This window comes from Halomonas sp. LMYGS-3, assembly GCF_059509875.1.
Map to the genome: position 1 here is coordinate 17,090 of NZ_JCAKFQ010000027.1, position 15,569 is coordinate 32,658.

General features: G+C 69.6%; 14 protein-coding genes. 5 read left to right on the plus strand and 9 right to left on the minus strand.

Annotated elements, in window-relative coordinates:
• The first annotated feature begins 41 nt into the window (after window positions 1–41).
• The 5 genes from AC5W54_RS18745 to AC5W54_RS18765 all read left to right on the plus strand — a co-directional run bounded on the left by AC5W54_RS18745 (window position 42) and on the right by AC5W54_RS18765 (window position 4,795).
• Window positions 42–1,220, plus strand: coding sequence for an MFS transporter (locus AC5W54_RS18745; protein WP_495963619.1), 1,179 nt, complete (start codon window positions 42–44; stop codon window positions 1,218–1,220).
• A gap of 26 nt (window positions 1,221–1,246) precedes the next feature.
• Entirely contained in the window at window positions 1,247–2,638 is a 1,392-nt protein-coding gene (locus AC5W54_RS18750; protein ID WP_495963620.1) for a YcjX family GTP-binding protein, read from the plus strand.
• A complete protein-coding gene (locus AC5W54_RS18755) occupies window positions 2,635–3,702 on the plus strand; it encodes a TIGR01620 family protein (protein WP_495963621.1) in 1,068 nt (355 codons plus the stop codon). Before AC5W54_RS18750 ends, AC5W54_RS18755 begins: the two co-directional genes overlap by 4 nt.
• Before the next feature lie 77 nt (window positions 3,703–3,779).
• Entirely contained in the window at window positions 3,780–4,220 is a 441-nt protein-coding gene (locus AC5W54_RS18760; protein ID WP_495963622.1) for a universal stress protein, read from the plus strand.
• Between the two features lie 119 nt (window positions 4,221–4,339).
• Window positions 4,340–4,795 (plus strand): universal stress protein, encoded by a 456-nt coding sequence (locus AC5W54_RS18765; protein WP_495963623.1) that lies wholly within the window; start codon window positions 4,340–4,342, stop codon window positions 4,793–4,795.
• Window positions 4,796–4,798: 3 nt separating this feature from the next.
• Here AC5W54_RS18765 and AC5W54_RS18770 read toward each other — a convergent pair whose 3' ends face one another.
• From AC5W54_RS18770 to nagE, 9 genes are all read right to left on the minus strand, one after another.
• Window positions 4,799–5,920 (minus strand): ABC transporter ATP-binding protein, encoded by a 1,122-nt coding sequence (locus AC5W54_RS18770; RefSeq protein ID WP_495963624.1) that lies wholly within the window; start codon window positions 5,918–5,920, stop codon window positions 4,799–4,801.
• A 10-nt stretch (window positions 5,921–5,930) separates the two neighbouring features.
• Window positions 5,931–6,809, minus strand: coding sequence for a carbohydrate ABC transporter permease (locus AC5W54_RS18775; RefSeq protein WP_495963625.1), 879 nt, complete (start codon window positions 6,807–6,809; stop codon window positions 5,931–5,933).
• On the minus strand, window positions 6,802–7,731 hold the full coding sequence (locus tag AC5W54_RS18780; protein WP_495963626.1) for a carbohydrate ABC transporter permease: 930 nt from the start codon (window positions 7,729–7,731) through the stop codon (window positions 6,802–6,804). Before AC5W54_RS18780 ends, AC5W54_RS18775 begins: the two co-directional genes overlap by 8 nt.
• Before the next feature lie 59 nt (window positions 7,732–7,790).
• The gene (locus AC5W54_RS18785) at window positions 7,791–9,065 is read right to left on the minus strand and encodes an ABC transporter substrate-binding protein (protein WP_495963627.1); all 1,275 of its coding nucleotides are present in this window, start codon (window positions 9,063–9,065) and stop codon (window positions 7,791–7,793) included.
• Between the two features lie 123 nt (window positions 9,066–9,188).
• A complete protein-coding gene (locus tag AC5W54_RS18790; RefSeq protein ID WP_495963628.1) occupies window positions 9,189–10,379 on the minus strand; it encodes an AGE family epimerase/isomerase in 1,191 nt (396 codons plus the stop codon).
• A 97-nt stretch (window positions 10,380–10,476) separates the two neighbouring features.
• Entirely contained in the window at window positions 10,477–11,862 is a 1,386-nt protein-coding gene (locus tag AC5W54_RS18795) for an ATP-binding protein (protein WP_495963655.1), read from the minus strand.
• Between the two features lie 83 nt (window positions 11,863–11,945).
• Window positions 11,946–12,665: a response regulator gene (locus AC5W54_RS18800; RefSeq protein ID WP_495963629.1), complete on the minus strand. Its 720-nt coding sequence runs from the start codon at window positions 12,663–12,665 to the stop codon at window positions 11,946–11,948.
• A gap of 129 nt (window positions 12,666–12,794) precedes the next feature.
• The gene (locus AC5W54_RS18805) at window positions 12,795–13,592 is read right to left on the minus strand and encodes a Cof-type HAD-IIB family hydrolase (protein ID WP_495963630.1); all 798 of its coding nucleotides are present in this window, start codon (window positions 13,590–13,592) and stop codon (window positions 12,795–12,797) included.
• 199 nt (window positions 13,593–13,791) lie between these two features.
• Window positions 13,792–15,561: an N-acetylglucosamine-specific PTS transporter subunit IIBC gene (gene nagE / locus AC5W54_RS18810; protein WP_495963631.1), complete on the minus strand. Its 1,770-nt coding sequence runs from the start codon at window positions 15,559–15,561 to the stop codon at window positions 13,792–13,794.
• Window positions 15,562–15,569: the final 8 nt, after the last annotated feature.

The window sequence follows — 15,569 nt, forward strand, 5'->3', positions numbered from 1 at the left end:
ACCAGAGCCCGCTCACACGCCCAGGATGTCCAGGAGCCCCCATGCCCATCAGCGTCTCCCTGCTCTCCCTCTGCCAGGCGCTGCTGATCAGCGGCAATATCCTGTTGATCGCCGTCTCGCCGCTGATCGGTGCGCGCCTCGCCCCCGATCCCGCCTGGTCGACCGCCCCGGTGGCCACCCAGTGGCTGGGCCTGATGTGCGCAACCATTCCCGCCTCGCTGATCATGGCCCGACTGGGTCGCAGGCGCGGCTTCATGCTCGGCAACCTGATGGGGCTCGGCGGCGTGGCGGTCGCCGCCCAGGCGCTGGTCGGCGAACACTTCGGGTGGTTCATGCTCGGTACCTGGCTGATCGGCATCGGTATCGGCTTCGGGCAGCTCTACCGCTTCGCCGCCGTGGAGGCCGCGCCCCTGGCACTGCGTGACCGCGCCATCGGCCTGGTGATGGGCGGCGGCGTGCTGGCCGCCTTCTTCGGCCCCTGGCTGGCCCGGGTCAGCCGCGAACTGGCCGAGACGCCCTTCCTCGGCAGCTTCCTGGGGCTCGGCGTGCTCTACCTGGTCGCCCTGGTCATCCTGCTGGTGACCCGCCTGCCACCGCCCGAGGTCACCCACGGCGAGGGACAACCGCGCCCCCTCGGCGAGATCGTGCGCCAGCCGCTGTTTCTCGTCGCCGTGGTCTCGGCCCTGATCGGCTACGGCGTCATGAACCTGGCGATGACCGCCACCCCCCTGGCCATGGCCGGCAGGGGCTTCCACTTCGACCACGTCGCCACCACCATCCAGTGGCACGTGCTGGCGATGTTCCTGCCCTCCTTCGTGACTGGCCATCTCACGGCCCGCTTCGGGCCCCAGCGAATGATCGCCACCGGCTGTCTGCTGCTGGCGGCGTGTGGCCTGGTGGCCCAGGTCGAGGCCGGCGTGACCGGCTTCCACGCCGCCCTGATCCTGCTCGGGCTGGGCTGGAACTTCACCTTCCTGCCGGCCACCGGCCTGCTTACCGAGACCTATCGCCCGGTCGAGAAGGCCCGCACCCAGGCTACCAACGAGTTCCTGGTCTTCTCCACCGTGGCCCTCACCGCCCTGCTCGCCGGCCCCCTGGTGACCCTGCTCGGCTGGTCGCTGCTCAATGCCCTGCTGGTGCCGCTGGCGCTGCTGCCCATCGCCCTGTTGATCTGGCAGCGGCTTGCCAGACGCGGCCAACGCCCGCACATTAGCGGCTGAAATTGCTGCGAAGGGAATCGTCTCCGATGCGCCAGCCCCTGGCTCGCGAGTTCCATGACCTGCTCGAGCGCGGCCGCGACCGCCAGCTTCGCCTGGCGGTCACCGGCCTGTCGCGCTCGGGCAAGACCGCCTTTCTCACCTCGCTGGTCAACCAGTTGCGCCACGCCGGGCTGGAGGCGCGGCTCGACCTGCTGCCGGCGGCCCGGGAGGGGCGCCTGCTCGGCGCCCGCCGGGTCAACCAGCAGAACCTGGGCGTGCCGCGCTTCCCCTACGACCAGGCCATGGCCGCCCTGGACGCCACCCCGCCGCACTGGCCGGAGCCGACCCGCGGCATCAGCGAACTGCGCCTGACGATCCGCTACCGCCCGGCCAGGCGCGGCTGGCTGGGCGGCGAGGCCCGCCAGCTATCCCTGGACCTGTTCGACTATCCCGGGGAATGGCTGCTCGACCTGCCGCTGCTGGAGCACGACTACCCCAGCTGGTGCCACGGCCAGCAGTCGCTGCAGGGCAGCCAGCGTGCCGCCCACTTCCGCGCCTGGCAGGCGGCCGTGGAGGGACTCGACCCCGCCGCCGAGGCCGACGAGGCCCAGCTCGCCGAGATCGCCGAACGCTACGCCGAGGGCCTGCGGGCCGCGCGCGAGGCCGGCTTCGCCGACCTGCAGCCGGGACGCTTCCTGTTACCGGGAGACCTGGCCGGCGCCCCGGTGCTGCAGTTCTTTCCCCTCCCCGACATAGCAGGGATCGCCCCCGGCACGCTGGAGACGCTACCGCCGGAGAGCAACTACGCCACCCTGGCCAAGCGCTTCCGCCATTACCAGCGCCACATCGTGCGCCCCTTCTACCGCGACCACTTCCGTCGCTTCGACCGCCAGATCGTGCTGGTGGACCTGCTCGGCGCCCTGAACGCCGGCCCGGAACGTTTCCAGGACCTCAGCCGCGCCCTGGCCAACCTGATGCAGAGCTTCGACTACGGCAAGCGCAGCCTGCTGTCGCGGCTGTTCGCCCCGCGCATCGACCGCCTGGCCATTGCCGCCACCAAGGCCGACCATGTCACCCCCGAGCAGCACCCGCGCCTGGTCGCCCTGCTCGAGGCGCTGCTGGCCGAGCCGCTCAAGGACCTGCGCTTCGCCGACGTACCGGTCCGCGCCCTGTCGCTGGCGGCGATCCGCGCCACCGAGAGCCGCGAGGTGAGTCATCAGGGGCGACGCTCGCCGGCCCTGCGCGGCACCGACCTGACCGGCGAGGAACAGCTGCTGTTTCCCGGCGAGGTGCCGGATCGGCTGCCGGATGCCGGCTTCTGGGCCCGCCAGGGCTTCGACTTCCCCGCCTTCCGTCCGGCGCCCCGAGAGAGCGGCGCCCTGCCCCATATCCGCATGGACGCCGCCCTGGACTGGCTGATCGGAGACAAGCTGCAATGAGCGACCCCCGCGACCCGGATCCGCGCCCGAAGCAGCACTTCACCCTCGACGATCCCCCCCCCGACCGGGAGGCCGCCCCGCGGGATCCGCGCCCCGGCGAGCAGTTCGCCGCCGACCTGCCCAGCGAGCCGCTGGACGAGCCCGCGGCCGGCCCCACCGAACGGGTGCTGGAGGCGAGCCTCGCCCCGCCGCGCAAGCGACGCCGCGGGCTGCTCGCCCTGCTCGCCGGCGCCCTGGGCCTCGGCGCCGCGGAGGCCGGCCGAACCCTCTATGCCGCCGGCCTCGGCGGTGACTGGCTGGCCGGTGCCTGGAGCCTGCTGCTGCTGCTGGCCCTGGGGCTCGGCGGCTCGGCGCTGCTCCGCGAGCTGTGGCGACTGCGACACTTGAAGCGCCATGACGCCCTGCGCCGCGAGCTCTCCGCCCTGCCCGGGGCCACCCCCGGCCAGGCCATGGCACTCGCCGAGCGGCTCCGGCGCAGCCTCGGCCTCGACGACGATCATCCCCACTGGCAGGCCTTCGTCGCCGCCCACCAGCCCCACCACGACGGCCACGACACCCAGCTGCTGCTCGGCCATCACCTGCTGGCGCCGCGGGACCGGGAGGCACGCCGGCTGATCTCGAGGATGTCTGGGGAGACGGCAGTCATGGTCGCGGTGAGCCCCCTGACCCTGGTCGACATGGCCCTGGTGGCGTGGCGCAACCTGGCGTTGATCGACCGGCTCTGCCGGCTCTATGGCCTGGAGCTGGGCTACGCCAGCCGGCTGCGCCTGCTCAGGAGCGTGCTCTACAACATGGCCTTCGCCGGCGCCACCGAGATGGCCAGCGAGGCGGGCATGGAGATCCTGTCGCTGAACCTCGCCGGCCGGCTCTCGACGCGCGCCGGCCAGGGGCTCGGGGTGGGACTGCTCAGCGCCCGGCTGGGGCTGCGCACCCAGCGGCTGGCCCGGCCGCTGGCCTTCGCCGATGACGAGGCGCCCCGGGTGAGCGACCTGCGCAGCGAACTCTGGCAGCAGCTGCGCCACCTGGAGACCAAGGCCGACGAGGAGAAACGGCGCCACCCTTGACCGGGATCATGACAGCCCCGGCAGGAACGGCTAGGCTCGGGGTATTCTCCGCTGGCAACGAAAAGGAAACCCCGCCCATGTTCAGCTCCATCCTGGTCCCCATCGACGGCTCCGAGCACGCCAGGAAGGCCCTCTCCGTGGCCTGTCAGCTGGCCCGTCAGGAGGGGGCTTCCCTGCACCTCCTGCATATCCCCGAAGAGCTCTCCCACGAGACCACCCTGGTGTGGGGCATCGGCGCCATCGCCATCGAGGCGTCCCGGGAAGAGCGCGAGGCGGCCGGCAAGCAGGTGCTCGATCGTGCCGCCGAGTCTGCCCGCGAGCAGGGGGCGACCAACGTCGAGACGGTGCTCGGCCAGGGCGACCCGGCCCGCACCATCCTCAGCGAGGCCAGGAAGCGCGGCGTCGACGCCATCGTGATGGGCAGCCGGGGCCTCAGCGACCTGCAGGGCTTCGTGGTCGGCAGCGTCTCCCACAAGGTCAGCCACACCGCCGAGTGCACCGTGATCACGGTGCGCTGAGACTCACGCCAGGCGGCGTTCCGTCTCGCTGGCGAAGAGCGCCGCCCGACCCATGTCGGCCCGCAGCAGGAGATCGGCACCAAGTCCGACAGGGTGCTAGGCTCGGAGTATCACCATGAATGCTCAAGGCAAGCGCCATGTTCGACTCCATCCTGATGCCCGTCGACGGCTCCGAACACGCCAGGAAGGCCCTCGCCGTGGCCTGCCGACTGGTCCATGAGGGCAGCACCCTGCACCTCTTGCATATACCCGAGTCGCTCTCCCACGAGACTCCCCTGGTGTGGGGCATCGGTCCCGTGACCCTCGAGGCCTCCGAGGAGGAGCGAGAGCGGGTCGGCCGGCAGTTGATTGCCCGCGCCGCCGAGGCCGCCCGGGAGCAGGGCGCCCCCCGGGTCGAGACGCAGCTCGCCCAGGGCGACCCGGTCCGTACCATCCTCAGTGAGGCCCGCAAGCACCATGTCGATGCCATCGTGATGGGTAGCCGTGGGCTCAGCGACCTGCAGGGCTTCGTGGTCGGCAGCGTCTCCCACAGGGTGGCCCACGCCGCCGAGTGCACCGTGATCACGGTGCGCTGAGGTTCACGCCAGGCGGCGCTCGGATTCGGAGTCGAAGAGCACCGCGCGGCCCATGTCGACCCGCAGCGCCAGGCGTTCACCGGCGGCCACCCGGCACTTGGGCCCGACCCGAGCCGTCACCTCGCCCTCGCCCAGCGGCAATCGCAGCAGGATATCGGCCCCGGTGGGTTCGACCACGCCGATGCGGGCCGAGACCGGGGTGTCGCGGTCATGCTCGCCGAGCCGCTCATCCTCCTCGCTGAAGTGCTCCGGGCGCAGCCCCAGTACCACCTGCTTCCCCACTCGCCGGGCCAGGTCCGGGGTCTCCCGGGATACCGGCCAGGGCAGCACCAGGTCCTCCTCGCCCGGCGTGGCGATGCGCAGGCGGTAGTCGCCCACCCCGCCCTCCAGGGTGGCGGCGATGAAGTTCATCGACGGCGAGCCCATGAAACCGGCGACGAAGATATCCACCGGATCGTTGTAGACCTCGTCCGGCGTGCCCAGCTGCAGGATGCGGCCGTCGCGCATCACCGCGATGCTGTCGGCCAGGGTCATCGCCTCGATCTGGTCGTGGGTCACGTAGACGATGGTGGTACCGAGCCGCTGGTGCAGCTTCTTGATCTCGGTGCGCATGTCGACGCGCAGCTTGGCGTCCAGGTTGGAGAGCGGCTCGTCGAACAGGTAGATCTTCGGCTCCCGGGCCAGGGCGCGCCCCATGGCCACCCGCTGGCGCTGGCCGCCGGAGAGCTGCGCCGGCTTGCGCTCCAGCAGATGGGAGATCTGCAGCAGGTCGGCGACCCGCTCGACGGCGGCCTCGCGCTCGGCCCGGGGCACCTTGCGCATCTCCAGGCCGAAGCTGATGTTGCCGCGCACCGTCATGCTCGGGTAGAGCGCATAGGACTGGAACACCATGGCGATGTCGCGCTCCGCCGGGGTCTTCCAGGTGACCGCCTCGCCGGCGATCAGGATCTCCCCGTCGGTCACCGGCTCGAGCCCGGCGATGGCATTCATCAGGGTCGACTTGCCGCACCCCGAGGGCCCCACCAGGATCAGGAACTCGCCGGACTCGATCGCCAGGCTGACGTCCTTGAGCACACGTTCGCTACCGAAATCCTTGCAGACATTACGAATTTCCAATGCAGACATGATGTCCTCCTCAACCCTTGACGGAACCGGCGGTGAGCCCCCGCACGAAATATTTGCCGGCCAGCACGTAGACCACCAGGGTCGGTAGCGCGGCGATCATGGCGGCGGCCATGTCGACGTTGTATTCGCGAACACCGGTGGAGGTATTGACCAGATTGTTGAGCGCCACCGTTACCGGCTGGGTGTCGTGGGCCGAGAAGGCCACCCCGAACAGGAAGTCGTTCCAGATCTGGGTGAACTGCCAGATCACCGAGACCACGATGATCGGCGCCGACACCGGCAGCAGGATGCGCCAGAAGATGCGGAAGAATCCCGCCCCGTCGAGCTTGGCCGCCGACACCAGCTCGCTGGGCACCGCCACGTAGAAGTTGCGGAAGAACAGGGTGGTGAAGGCGATACCGAACACCACATGCACCAGGATCAGCCCCGCTCGCGAGCTCGACAGCCCCAGCCAGCCCAGCGTCTGGGCCATGGGCAGCAGCACCACCTGGAAGGGGATGAAGCAGCCGAACAGCATCAGCGCGAAGACGAGCTCGGAGCCCGTGAAGCGCCACTTGGTCAGGGCGTAGCCGTTGAGGGCACCGACCACGGTGGAAATGGCCACCGCCGGCACCACGATGGCGATGGAGTTGAAGAAGTAGCCGCCCACCCCCTCGCAGCGCATGCCGGTGCAGGCCTCGCCCCAGGCCTTGGCCCAGGGTTCCAGGGTGGGCTCCCGGGGCAGCGCCAGCAGGGTGCCGGCACTGATCTCGCCGAGCGGCTTCACCGAGGTGATCAGCATGACGGCGAGCGGCAGCAGGTAGAAGAGCGCGGCCAGGATCAACACGGCATAGAGCGTCAGGCGCCCCAGCCGGGCCGCAGGCGTGCGGCGACGAATCACGTTATCCATGCTTGCGGCTCCTCAGTTCCGAGTAGAGGTAGGGGATCAGGATCGCCAGCACGCCGCCCAGCATCAGCATGGCGCTGGCCGACCCCAGGCCGATCTGCGCCCGGGTGAAGGCATGGGCGTACATGAAGGTGGCCGGCAGGTCCGAGGCATAGCCGGGCCCCCCGCCGGTGAGCGCCACCACCAGGTCGAAGCTCTTGATGGCGATATGGGCCAGGATCATCACCGCGCTGAAGACCACCGGGCGCAGGCAGGGAATCACCACCCGCAGGTAGATGCGCGGCAGGCTGGCGCCGTCGAGCTGGGCGGCCTTGATGATGCTGTCGTCGATGCCGCGCAGCCCGGCCAGGAACAGCGCCATGACGAAGCCCGAGGCCTGCCACACGGCGGCGATCACCAGGGTGTAGACCGCCATGTCGGGGTTCACCAGCCAGTCGAAGGTGAAAGTCTCGAAGCCCCAGGAGCGCACCATGGCCTGGATACCGAGCCCCGGATTGAGTAGCCACTTCCATACCACCCCGGTGACGATGAACGACAGCGCCATGGGGTAGAGATAGAGGGTGCGCAGCGCCCCTTCCTGGCGGATGCGCTGATCGAGCAGGATGGCCAGCAGCGCCCCCACCACCAGGCAGATGCCGACGAACAGGGCGCCGAACACCACCAGGTTGGTCGAGGCCACCCACCAGCGATCGTTGGCCATCAGCCGCGCATACTGGGCAAAGCCGACGAAGTCGTAGCTCGGCAGCATGCGCGAATTGGTCAACGACAGGACGAAGGTCCACAGCATGAAGCCGTAGACGAAGAACAGCGAGACGGCGATGGAGGGCGACAGTACCAGGCGCGGCAGCCAGGTCTGCAGGCGCACGCGCGGGGTGTGCCGGGTCGTGGCATGCCTCGGGCGTGCCGTAGTGGAATCGATCGACATGGGGGAATTCCTCGCATGACAGCGCCGGCGGCCCCCGTGGGCACCACCGGCGACCGGTTTCAGATGGCAGCCTGGGCCGCGTTCACCATCCGCCGGGCGGCCTCCTCGGCCGGCATGTCACGCGAATTGAAGTAGTTGGTGACGACATCGAAGATCGCCCCCTGGACGTCGGCTCGCACCGCCATGCCGTGGGCCATGCTGGGCACCAGGCCGCCCGTTTCCGCGGTGTGCTGGAAATCGGCCAGCGACTGCTGCGCACACTGGTCGAAGCCGCTCATGTCGAGATCGGGGCGAGCGGGTATCGATCCCTTGGCCAGGTTGAAGGCCTCCTGGAAGGTGGGTTCGAGCACCAGCCGCGCCAGCGCCTGCTGAGCCTCGTGCTCGGCCTCGTCGGTGACCCGGAACATCGCCAGGCTGTCGATGTTGAAGGTGAAGGCCTCCCCGGTGCCCGGCGCCGCGGCACACAGGTAGTCCTCGCCCGCGGTGAGGCCGGCGGCGGTAAACTCGCCCTTGGCCCAGTCACCCATCAGCTGCATGGCGGCATCACCGTTGATCACCATGGAGGTGGCGATGTTCCAGTCGCGCCCGGACATGTCGTCGTCCATCAGGTCGCGCAGCCGCTTGAAGGTCTCGAGCGACGCGATCATCTCGTCGCCGCCCAGCGCCTCGGGCTCGAGGTCGACCAGTGCCCGGCGGTAGAACTCGCTGCCGCCGGTGGCGAGCAGCACGGTCTCGAACACCGTGGCGTCCTGCCAGGCCTGGCCGCCATGGGCCAGCGGCACGTAACCGGCGTCACGGATCGCCTCACCCGCGGCGAACAACTCGTCGAGGGTGGTAGGCAATGCCACGCCGGCCGCGTCGAGCACTGCCGGGTTGGCCCACAGCCAGTTGACCCGATGGACGTTGACCGGCACGGCCACGTACTGACCATCGTGGCGCATGATCTCGGCGACCGTCTCCGGCAGCAGGCCGTTCCAGTTCTCGGCCTCGGCCACGGTGTCGAGATCGCCGAGCAGGCCGAGCTCGCCCCACTCCTGGATCTCCGGCCCCTTGATCTGTGCCGCGGAGGGGGGGTTGCCCGACATGGCGCGCGACTTGAGGACGGTCATCGCCGTCTCGCCACCGCCACCGGCCACGGCGAAATCCTGCCAGTCGTGGCCCTCGGCCTCCATCAGCTCCTTGAGCACGTTGGCGGCCCGCGCCTCGCCGCCGGAGGTCCACCAGTGCAGGACCTCGACCTCGCCGGCCTGGGCCTGTGCCGCGCCCAGGGCACCGGCGATGGCCAGGCCGAGCAGGGGCTGCCTGAAGATCAGGGATTGCGTGAATGCGCGCATGGCTCGTGTCTCCACATCGTATTATTGATTGTCGTGGGCCGTTCTCGATGACGGCTCCTGACACGCTAGCGCATTCGGGGAGCAGGAGGGGGTTACCTAGTGCTGGATAGTGTTGCCGGTTTCTTACGAGGGTGAAACATTGCCGCGGCGCAGGGCCTCGATGGCGTCGTAACAGGCCCCCATGGTGTGGTAGTCGACCTTGCCGGCGGGGCTCTTCTCGTCGGAGTAGCGGCGGTTGTCGGGGCTCAGGATGCGGTACCAGGCACCGTGCTCATGGTCGATCATGTGCCGCTCGCTGAACGCCCACAGCCGCTCGTACCAGTCCCAGAAACACCGCTCGCCGGTGCGGCTACCGAGCATCGCCGCACACGCCAGGCTCTCGGCCTGTACCCAGAAGTACTTGTCGCCGTCGAAGATGGCACCGTCGAGGTCGAGACCATAGACCAGCCCGCCGTGCTCGGGGTCCCAGCCGGCCTCGACACTGCTCAGGAACAGCGCCCTGGCCCTGGGCAACAGCCAATCCTCGGGCCGGCGCCGCTCCAGCATCAGCAGCAGCTTGGCCCATTCGGTCTGATGACCCACCTGGTAGCCCCAGGGACGGAACAGGTGGCGCGGATCGTCACGATGGTACTCCAGGTCCGGGCGCCACTCACGGTCGTAGTGCTCCCAGATCCAGCCATGGCCCTGCTCCGCCGGCCCCAGGCAGATGGCACTCGCCACCTGGCCGGCACGCTCCAGGAACTGGGCATCGCCGGTGGCGTCAAAGGCCGCGATCAACGCCTCGCAGCTGTGCATGTTGGCGTTCTGGCCGCGGTAGTCCGACACGCACCAGCGACGATCCGCCTCGTCGGCATAACGCCGCCAGCGGGGCTCCCAGAAGCGCCGGGGCTGCAGGTCATGCACGCGATAGAGGCCCTCGCGGGCCTCCTCGATGCCCGCCTTGAGCGCCGTGGCGTAGGCCAGCAACACGAAGGCCAGGCCGTAGCAGTGGTTGGTGTCGTCCTCGACCCGGCCGTCGCGCAGCGTCCAGGCATAGCCCTGGTAGTCGGGCTGGAAATGCCGCTCTTCCAGGTAGCGCAGGCCGTGACGGGCCCAGGCCAGATAGTCCGGCGCCTGGAAATAGGCACCATAGCGGGCATAGGTGAAGACGTAGCGGGCGCTGGAGACCAGATGCCGATGGTCGCGATCGTAGACCTCGCCATCGTCGCGCAGGTAATGGAAGAACCCGCCCTGTGGGTCGATGGCCCGCGGGTGATAGAAGGCCATGGTCTTGCGGATATGGGACTCGAGAGCGGCGATATCGTAGACGTTCATGGAACGCGTCCGCGTGGTAGCTGAGTGTGGAATCAGCCTACCCGATCCTCGACGACGCCTCTCATTTCCAAATGCTGCAAAGTGTTGCACACCCGCTTCACTGGCGCGGGAGTTCAAGCCTTACCTCCAGACCGCCCTCGGGACGGTTCGCCAGGGTGAGCTCGCCGCCATGGGCACGCGCGATATGCCGGGCGATGCCGAGCCCCAGGCCGCTGCCCCCGGTATGCCGGTTGCGCGAGGGCTCCAGGCGCACGAAGGGACCGAAGACCCGCTCTCGCTGAGACTCGGGGATGCCCGGCCCCTCGTCGTGGATCCTGAGCGTCACCCGCTCGGGCTCATCGCTCAGGCACACCTCGGCACGCTGGCCATAGAAAACGGCGTTCTCGAGCAGGTTGGCCAGGCAGCGCTTGAGCGCCAGCGGCTTGGCCGGCAGCGGCGCCGCCTCCCCCGTCACCACCACTACGCCCCCCTGCAAGCGCAGTTCGGTGGCCAGGCCGTCGAGCAGCGGCCTCAGCGCGACCGGCTCGACCTCCTCGTGCAGATCCAGCCCCTTCACCGAAGCCAGCGCCCCCTTGACCAGCAGGTCGAGCTCGTCAAGCGAGGCGCAGAAGCGCTCGCGCTGGAGCGGGTCGTCGAGCATCTCGGCGCGCAGTCGCAGGCGGGTGATCGGCGTCTTCAGGTCGTGGGAGATCGCCGAGAACAGCCGCTCCCGCTCCTCCACCTGCTGGCAGATACGGCGCTGCATGCGATTGAAGGCCGCGGCCGTGGCCGCCACTTCCCGCGGCCCGCTCTCCCGCAGCGGCGCTGCGTCGAGGTCGTTGCCCAGCAGATGCGCCGCCCGCGACAGGCGCCCCAGCGGCAGGGTGGCGCTGCGGATGCCCGCCAGCGACAGGCCGATCACCGTCAGCAGCACCAGCAGTGCCGCCAGCAGGCGCTCCTCGGACAGCCAGCCGTGTGCGGTGAACAGGTCCTGGACGGGCAGCAGCGTCGCCACATACAGCCAGGTCTCCGGCTCCAGCTCCATCTGCACCACCAGGACCGGTGGCGACAGCGGCTCCATCAGCAGGCTGTGCTGGCCCCAGCGGCGCGGCAGGTCGTGCAGCAGCACCTCATTGTTGAGCAGGCGCAGCTCCTCGGGGCGCGAGAACTCCACCAGGGGGTCGCGGATGCCCAGCTCCGAGGCCAGCACCCGCTGGAAATTGTCGACCACCAGCGACTTGGCGGGACCGTCGCCGATATCGAGGATCGGAATGCGATGATCGTTGACGCTGACGAAGAACCGCGTGCCCCCCATGTCGCGCAGCTGGTCGAGGACGATATGGCGGTACTCGACGGGGAGCGAACGGAAGAAGCGCACCGTGGAGGCGACGCTGAAGGCCACGTTGCGCGACAGCTCGTCGAGCTGCTCGAGCTGGCTGGAGCGCGCCTGGGTCGTCCAGATGGCGTAGCTGGCGAGCTGGGCGCCCAGCACCCCGACGACCATGATCAGCACGAAGCGCCCGCGCAGCGTACGCGGCAAGGCGAGGGCCAGCCGTCGGCGCAGGCGCCGCCAGGGCCCGTCCCGATTCACGGCAGCACATCCACCCGGGTGGCCAGCACGTAGCCGGCCCCGCGCACGGTGCGGATCAGTTGGGAGTGCTGGGCATCCTCGCCGAGCCGCTGGCGCAGCCGGCAGACATGCACGTCGATGGAGCGGTCCAGCGGCGGGGCCGGCCGGCCACGGCTCAGCTCGTACAGGCCGTCACGGGACAGCACCTGCTCGGGGTGCTCGAGGAACACCTGCAGCAGCTGGAAGTCGGCACCCGACAGCGGGCTGCGTTCGCCCTGGCTGTCGATCAGCTCGCGGGTCACCCGGTCGAGCCGCCAGTTGCCGAAGGCCACCAGCCGGGCGTGCTCGGGTTCGCTGCTCGGCGTGCGGGTCCGGCGCAGTACCGCCTTGATGCGCGCCAGCAGCTCGCGGGGATTGAAGGGCTTGCCCAGATAGTCGTCGGCGCCCAGCTCCAGGCCGAGGATGCGATCGGTCTCGTCGGCGCTGGCGGTGAGCATGATGATCGGCACCTCGCTCGTCCGGCGCACCTCGCGACAGATGGTGAAGCCGTCGTCGCCGGGCAGCATGATGTCGACGATCAGCAGGTCGGGGGTCTCCCGGGCCAGCAGGCGGTGCAGCGCCTCGGCATCCTCGGCGACCAGGGCACGATAGCCGTGACGGCCCAGATAGTCGGCCAGCAGCTCGCGGATCTCGGGGTCGTCGTCGACCACGATCAGGGTGGCAGGAGTCGTCGTCATTACGGCCTGGAGGCAAGGGCGATGCCGGCACCGCCCGTGACGTGTTGTCGTTATGGGAACCCGATGATGGGCAAGGGCGGGGACGACGGCAAGGCCCTTGCGACCAAGGTGGTAGGCCCCTGGCCTCCGCTACAGGCCGAAGCGCTCACGCAGCAGCTCGGCCACGGCAGCCTCGTCGTGGTGACCGATGGGGCGGGCCCGAGGCACAAGGCCGGGCAGGTCGGGGTGGGCGTTGGCCATCACATGGGCCTCGCCGGCAAGCCGGAGCATCTCGGTGTCGTTGAGGTTGTCGCCGAAGGCGAGGCAGGCCTCGGGGCCGAGCCCGAGGGAGTCGAGCAGCGACGCGAGTGCCGTGCCCTTGTTGACCCCGCCGGCCATGATCTCCAGCGAGTTGGCGGTCGAATAGGTGACGTGCAGCCGCTCGCCGTGGCGCTCGCGGACCACGGCCTCGAGCCCGGCCAGGCGCCGCGGTTCACCGATATAGAGCACCTTGCCTACCCCCCGGCCGTGGAGCTCGTCGGGTCCGGCGACCCGGTAGCCGAAGCCGGTATGGGCGTGCAGCGCCAGCAGGCGCGGGTCCGGGGCATCGATCAGCCACTCCTCGTCGCGGTAGAGGTTGAGGCGCACGCTGTGATGGCGCTCCAGGGCGATGAGTTCGCGGGCCAACTCGGCCTCGAGGTGACGGGCGGCGAGCATCCGATCGTCGGGGCCGTGCAGGTAGGCCCCGTTGGTGCTGATCACATGGACCGGCACCCCGAGCCGCTCGCGGAAGGCGAGCATGTCGCGGTGGTGACGGCCGGAGGCGAAGGCCAGGTGGTGTCCCCGGCTCGCCAGCGACCGTAGCGTCTCGATGGTGTGCGAGTGGAGATCGTGGTCGGCACCGAGCAGGGTGCCGTCGAGATCGGAGACGATCAGGCGTGGGGTCATGGCGGGCTCCCGGTTCTTGAACGCCCAGATTAACCGATTCACTCCCTTTCATCCCAGCGCCAGACCTCCTGGATTCGGGGCTGTTCCAGGGACAGGTCTACGAGGAGGCGCTGTAAACCCTGGGCGCTACCGACGCCATCCATGGCGTAGGACCTCCTCTTCAACCTGTCTCCGGCGCCCCTCATCCATGTCAAGGGCGTCAGCTCCCGGCCAGTCCCTGGGCCACCGCCCCGGCCCGGCGGCCCAGCAACACATGCACCACCCCGCTCTCCAGACGCTGCACCCCCTGGGCGCCGAGCCGCTGCAGGGCCCTCTCGTCCAGGGCGCCAACGTCATGGAGTTCCAGGCGCAGCCGGGTAGCGGCCACCGCGGCGGCCTCGCGGACATTGGCCACACCGCCCAGGGCCTGGTGCCAGGCGCCGCGGGCCTCGGCATCGATGGCCTGGGTCGCCTCCCCTGCCTCGAGAGCCGGCGTCTCCGAGGGCGCGGCGGCGGGCACCGAGCCCCGGGCCGCCATGGCGGCACGAATCTCGTCGGCCACCGGATCGTGGAATGAGGCGGCGATGGGCCCCCGATCGCCCTGGCTCAGCGCCTGACGAATCTCGTCGGCCACGCCATCGGCGATCGGGCCCAGGATCACCTGCACGCCGCCGCCCTGCAGGCGCAGAATGCCGCGGGAACCCAGCGCCTTGAGGGCCGCCTCGTCGATACCCTCGGGGTTCTCCAGCACCAGGCGCAGCCGGGTGGTGCAGGCGCCGACGCTGGCCAGGTTGCCCGCCCCGCCCAGGGCGGCGACGAAGGCCGGGCCGCGCTCGCCGGTGGCGGCATGGGTCACGACGGGCCCCGCGGTCTCCGGCTCACGGCCCGGGGTGGGCAGGTCGAAGCGCAGGATGGCCCAGCGGAACACCGTGTAGTAGAGGACGCAGTAGGCCAGGCCCACCGGCAGCATCAGCCAGCCGTTGGTGGAGAGCCCGTAGGAGAGGGCGAAGTCGAAGGCCCCGGCGGAGAAGGTAAAGCCGAGCTTGACGTCGAGCCAGTGCAGCAACGCCATGGAGACACCGGTCAGCACGGCATGCAGGCCATAGAGCAGCGGCGCCAGGAACATGAAGGTGAACTCGATGGGCTCGGTGACCCCGGTCAGGAAGGCGGTCAGTGCCAGGGACAGCAGCAGCCCGCCCACCTGGGCACGCCGACCCTGGGGCGCGGCGTGGTACATGGCCAGCGCCGCCGCCGGGAGGCCGAACATCATCACCGGGAAGAAGCCCGCCATGAAACGCCCCGCGGCGGGGTCGCCGGCGAAGAAGCGGTTGAGGTCGCCGCTGGCCACCACCCCGGAGGCCGCCTCGAAGCTGCCGAAGACGAACCACACCAGGCTGTTGAGCACATGGTGCAGGCCGGTGACGATCAGCAGGCGATTGAGCACCCCGTAGACGAAGAGTCCCAGCTCGCCGGCCTCGATCAGCCACTGGCCGAGGGCATCGATGCCGTGCTGGATGGGCGGCCAGATCACCCCGAAGGCGACCCCCAGGGCCACGGCGGCCAGGCCCGTGGCGATGGGCACGAAGCGCCGCCCGCCGAAGAAGGCCAGGTACTCGGGAAGCCGGATCGCGTGATAGCGGTTATAGAGCAGGCCCGCCACGCTGCCGATGATGATACCCGCCAGCACCCCCATATCGATCTCGGGGTTGAGGGCGGTGAGCACGGCGTCCAGCACCAGATAGCCGATCACCCCGGCCAGGCCGGCGGCACCGTTGCTGTCATCGGCGAAGCCCACCGCCAGGCCGATGGCGAAGATCAGCGCCAGGTTGGCGAAGATCGCCTCGCCGGCGCCGGCGATGAAGGCGATATCCAGCAGGTCGGGCTGGCCCAGGCGCAGCAGCAGGCCGGCGATGGGCAGCACCGCGATGGGCAGCATCAGGGAGCGACCGAGCCGCTGTAGCCCGCCCATCAGGCGGGATCCCAGGGTCATGGAAGACA

Coding starts and splice junctions, on each gene's coding strand:
- AC5W54_RS18765 (WP_495963623.1), top strand. CDS start 4,340: ATGCTCAAGGCAAGCGCCATGTTCGACTCCATCCTGATGCCCGTCGAC.
- AC5W54_RS18760 (WP_495963622.1), top strand. CDS start 3,780: ATGTTCAGCTCCATCCTGGTCCCCATCGACGGCTCCGAGCACGCCAGG.
- nagE (WP_495963631.1), bottom strand. CDS start 15,561: ATGACCCTGGGATCCCGCCTGATGGGCGGGCTACAGCGGCTCGGTCGC.
- AC5W54_RS18755 (WP_495963621.1), top strand. CDS start 2,635: ATGAGCGACCCCCGCGACCCGGATCCGCGCCCGAAGCAGCACTTCACC.
- AC5W54_RS18780 (WP_495963626.1), bottom strand. CDS start 7,731: ATGTCGATCGATTCCACTACGGCACGCCCGAGGCATGCCACGACCCGG.
- AC5W54_RS18770 (WP_495963624.1), bottom strand. CDS start 5,920: ATGTCTGCATTGGAAATTCGTAATGTCTGCAAGGATTTCGGTAGCGAA.
- AC5W54_RS18775 (WP_495963625.1), bottom strand. CDS start 6,809: ATGGATAACGTGATTCGTCGCCGCACGCCTGCGGCCCGGCTGGGGCGC.
- AC5W54_RS18785 (WP_495963627.1), bottom strand. CDS start 9,065: ATGCGCGCATTCACGCAATCCCTGATCTTCAGGCAGCCCCTGCTCGGC.
- AC5W54_RS18745 (WP_495963619.1), top strand. CDS start 42: ATGCCCATCAGCGTCTCCCTGCTCTCCCTCTGCCAGGCGCTGCTGATC.
- AC5W54_RS18790 (WP_495963628.1), bottom strand. CDS start 10,379: ATGAACGTCTACGATATCGCCGCTCTCGAGTCCCATATCCGCAAGACC.
- AC5W54_RS18750 (WP_495963620.1), top strand. CDS start 1,247: ATGCGCCAGCCCCTGGCTCGCGAGTTCCATGACCTGCTCGAGCGCGGC.
- AC5W54_RS18805 (WP_495963630.1), bottom strand. CDS start 13,592: ATGACCCCACGCCTGATCGTCTCCGATCTCGACGGCACCCTGCTCGGT.
- AC5W54_RS18795 (WP_495963655.1), bottom strand. CDS start 11,862: ATGGTCGTCGGGGTGCTGGGCGCCCAGCTCGCCAGCTACGCCATCTGG.
- AC5W54_RS18800 (WP_495963629.1), bottom strand. CDS start 12,665: ATGACGACGACTCCTGCCACCCTGATCGTGGTCGACGACGACCCCGAG.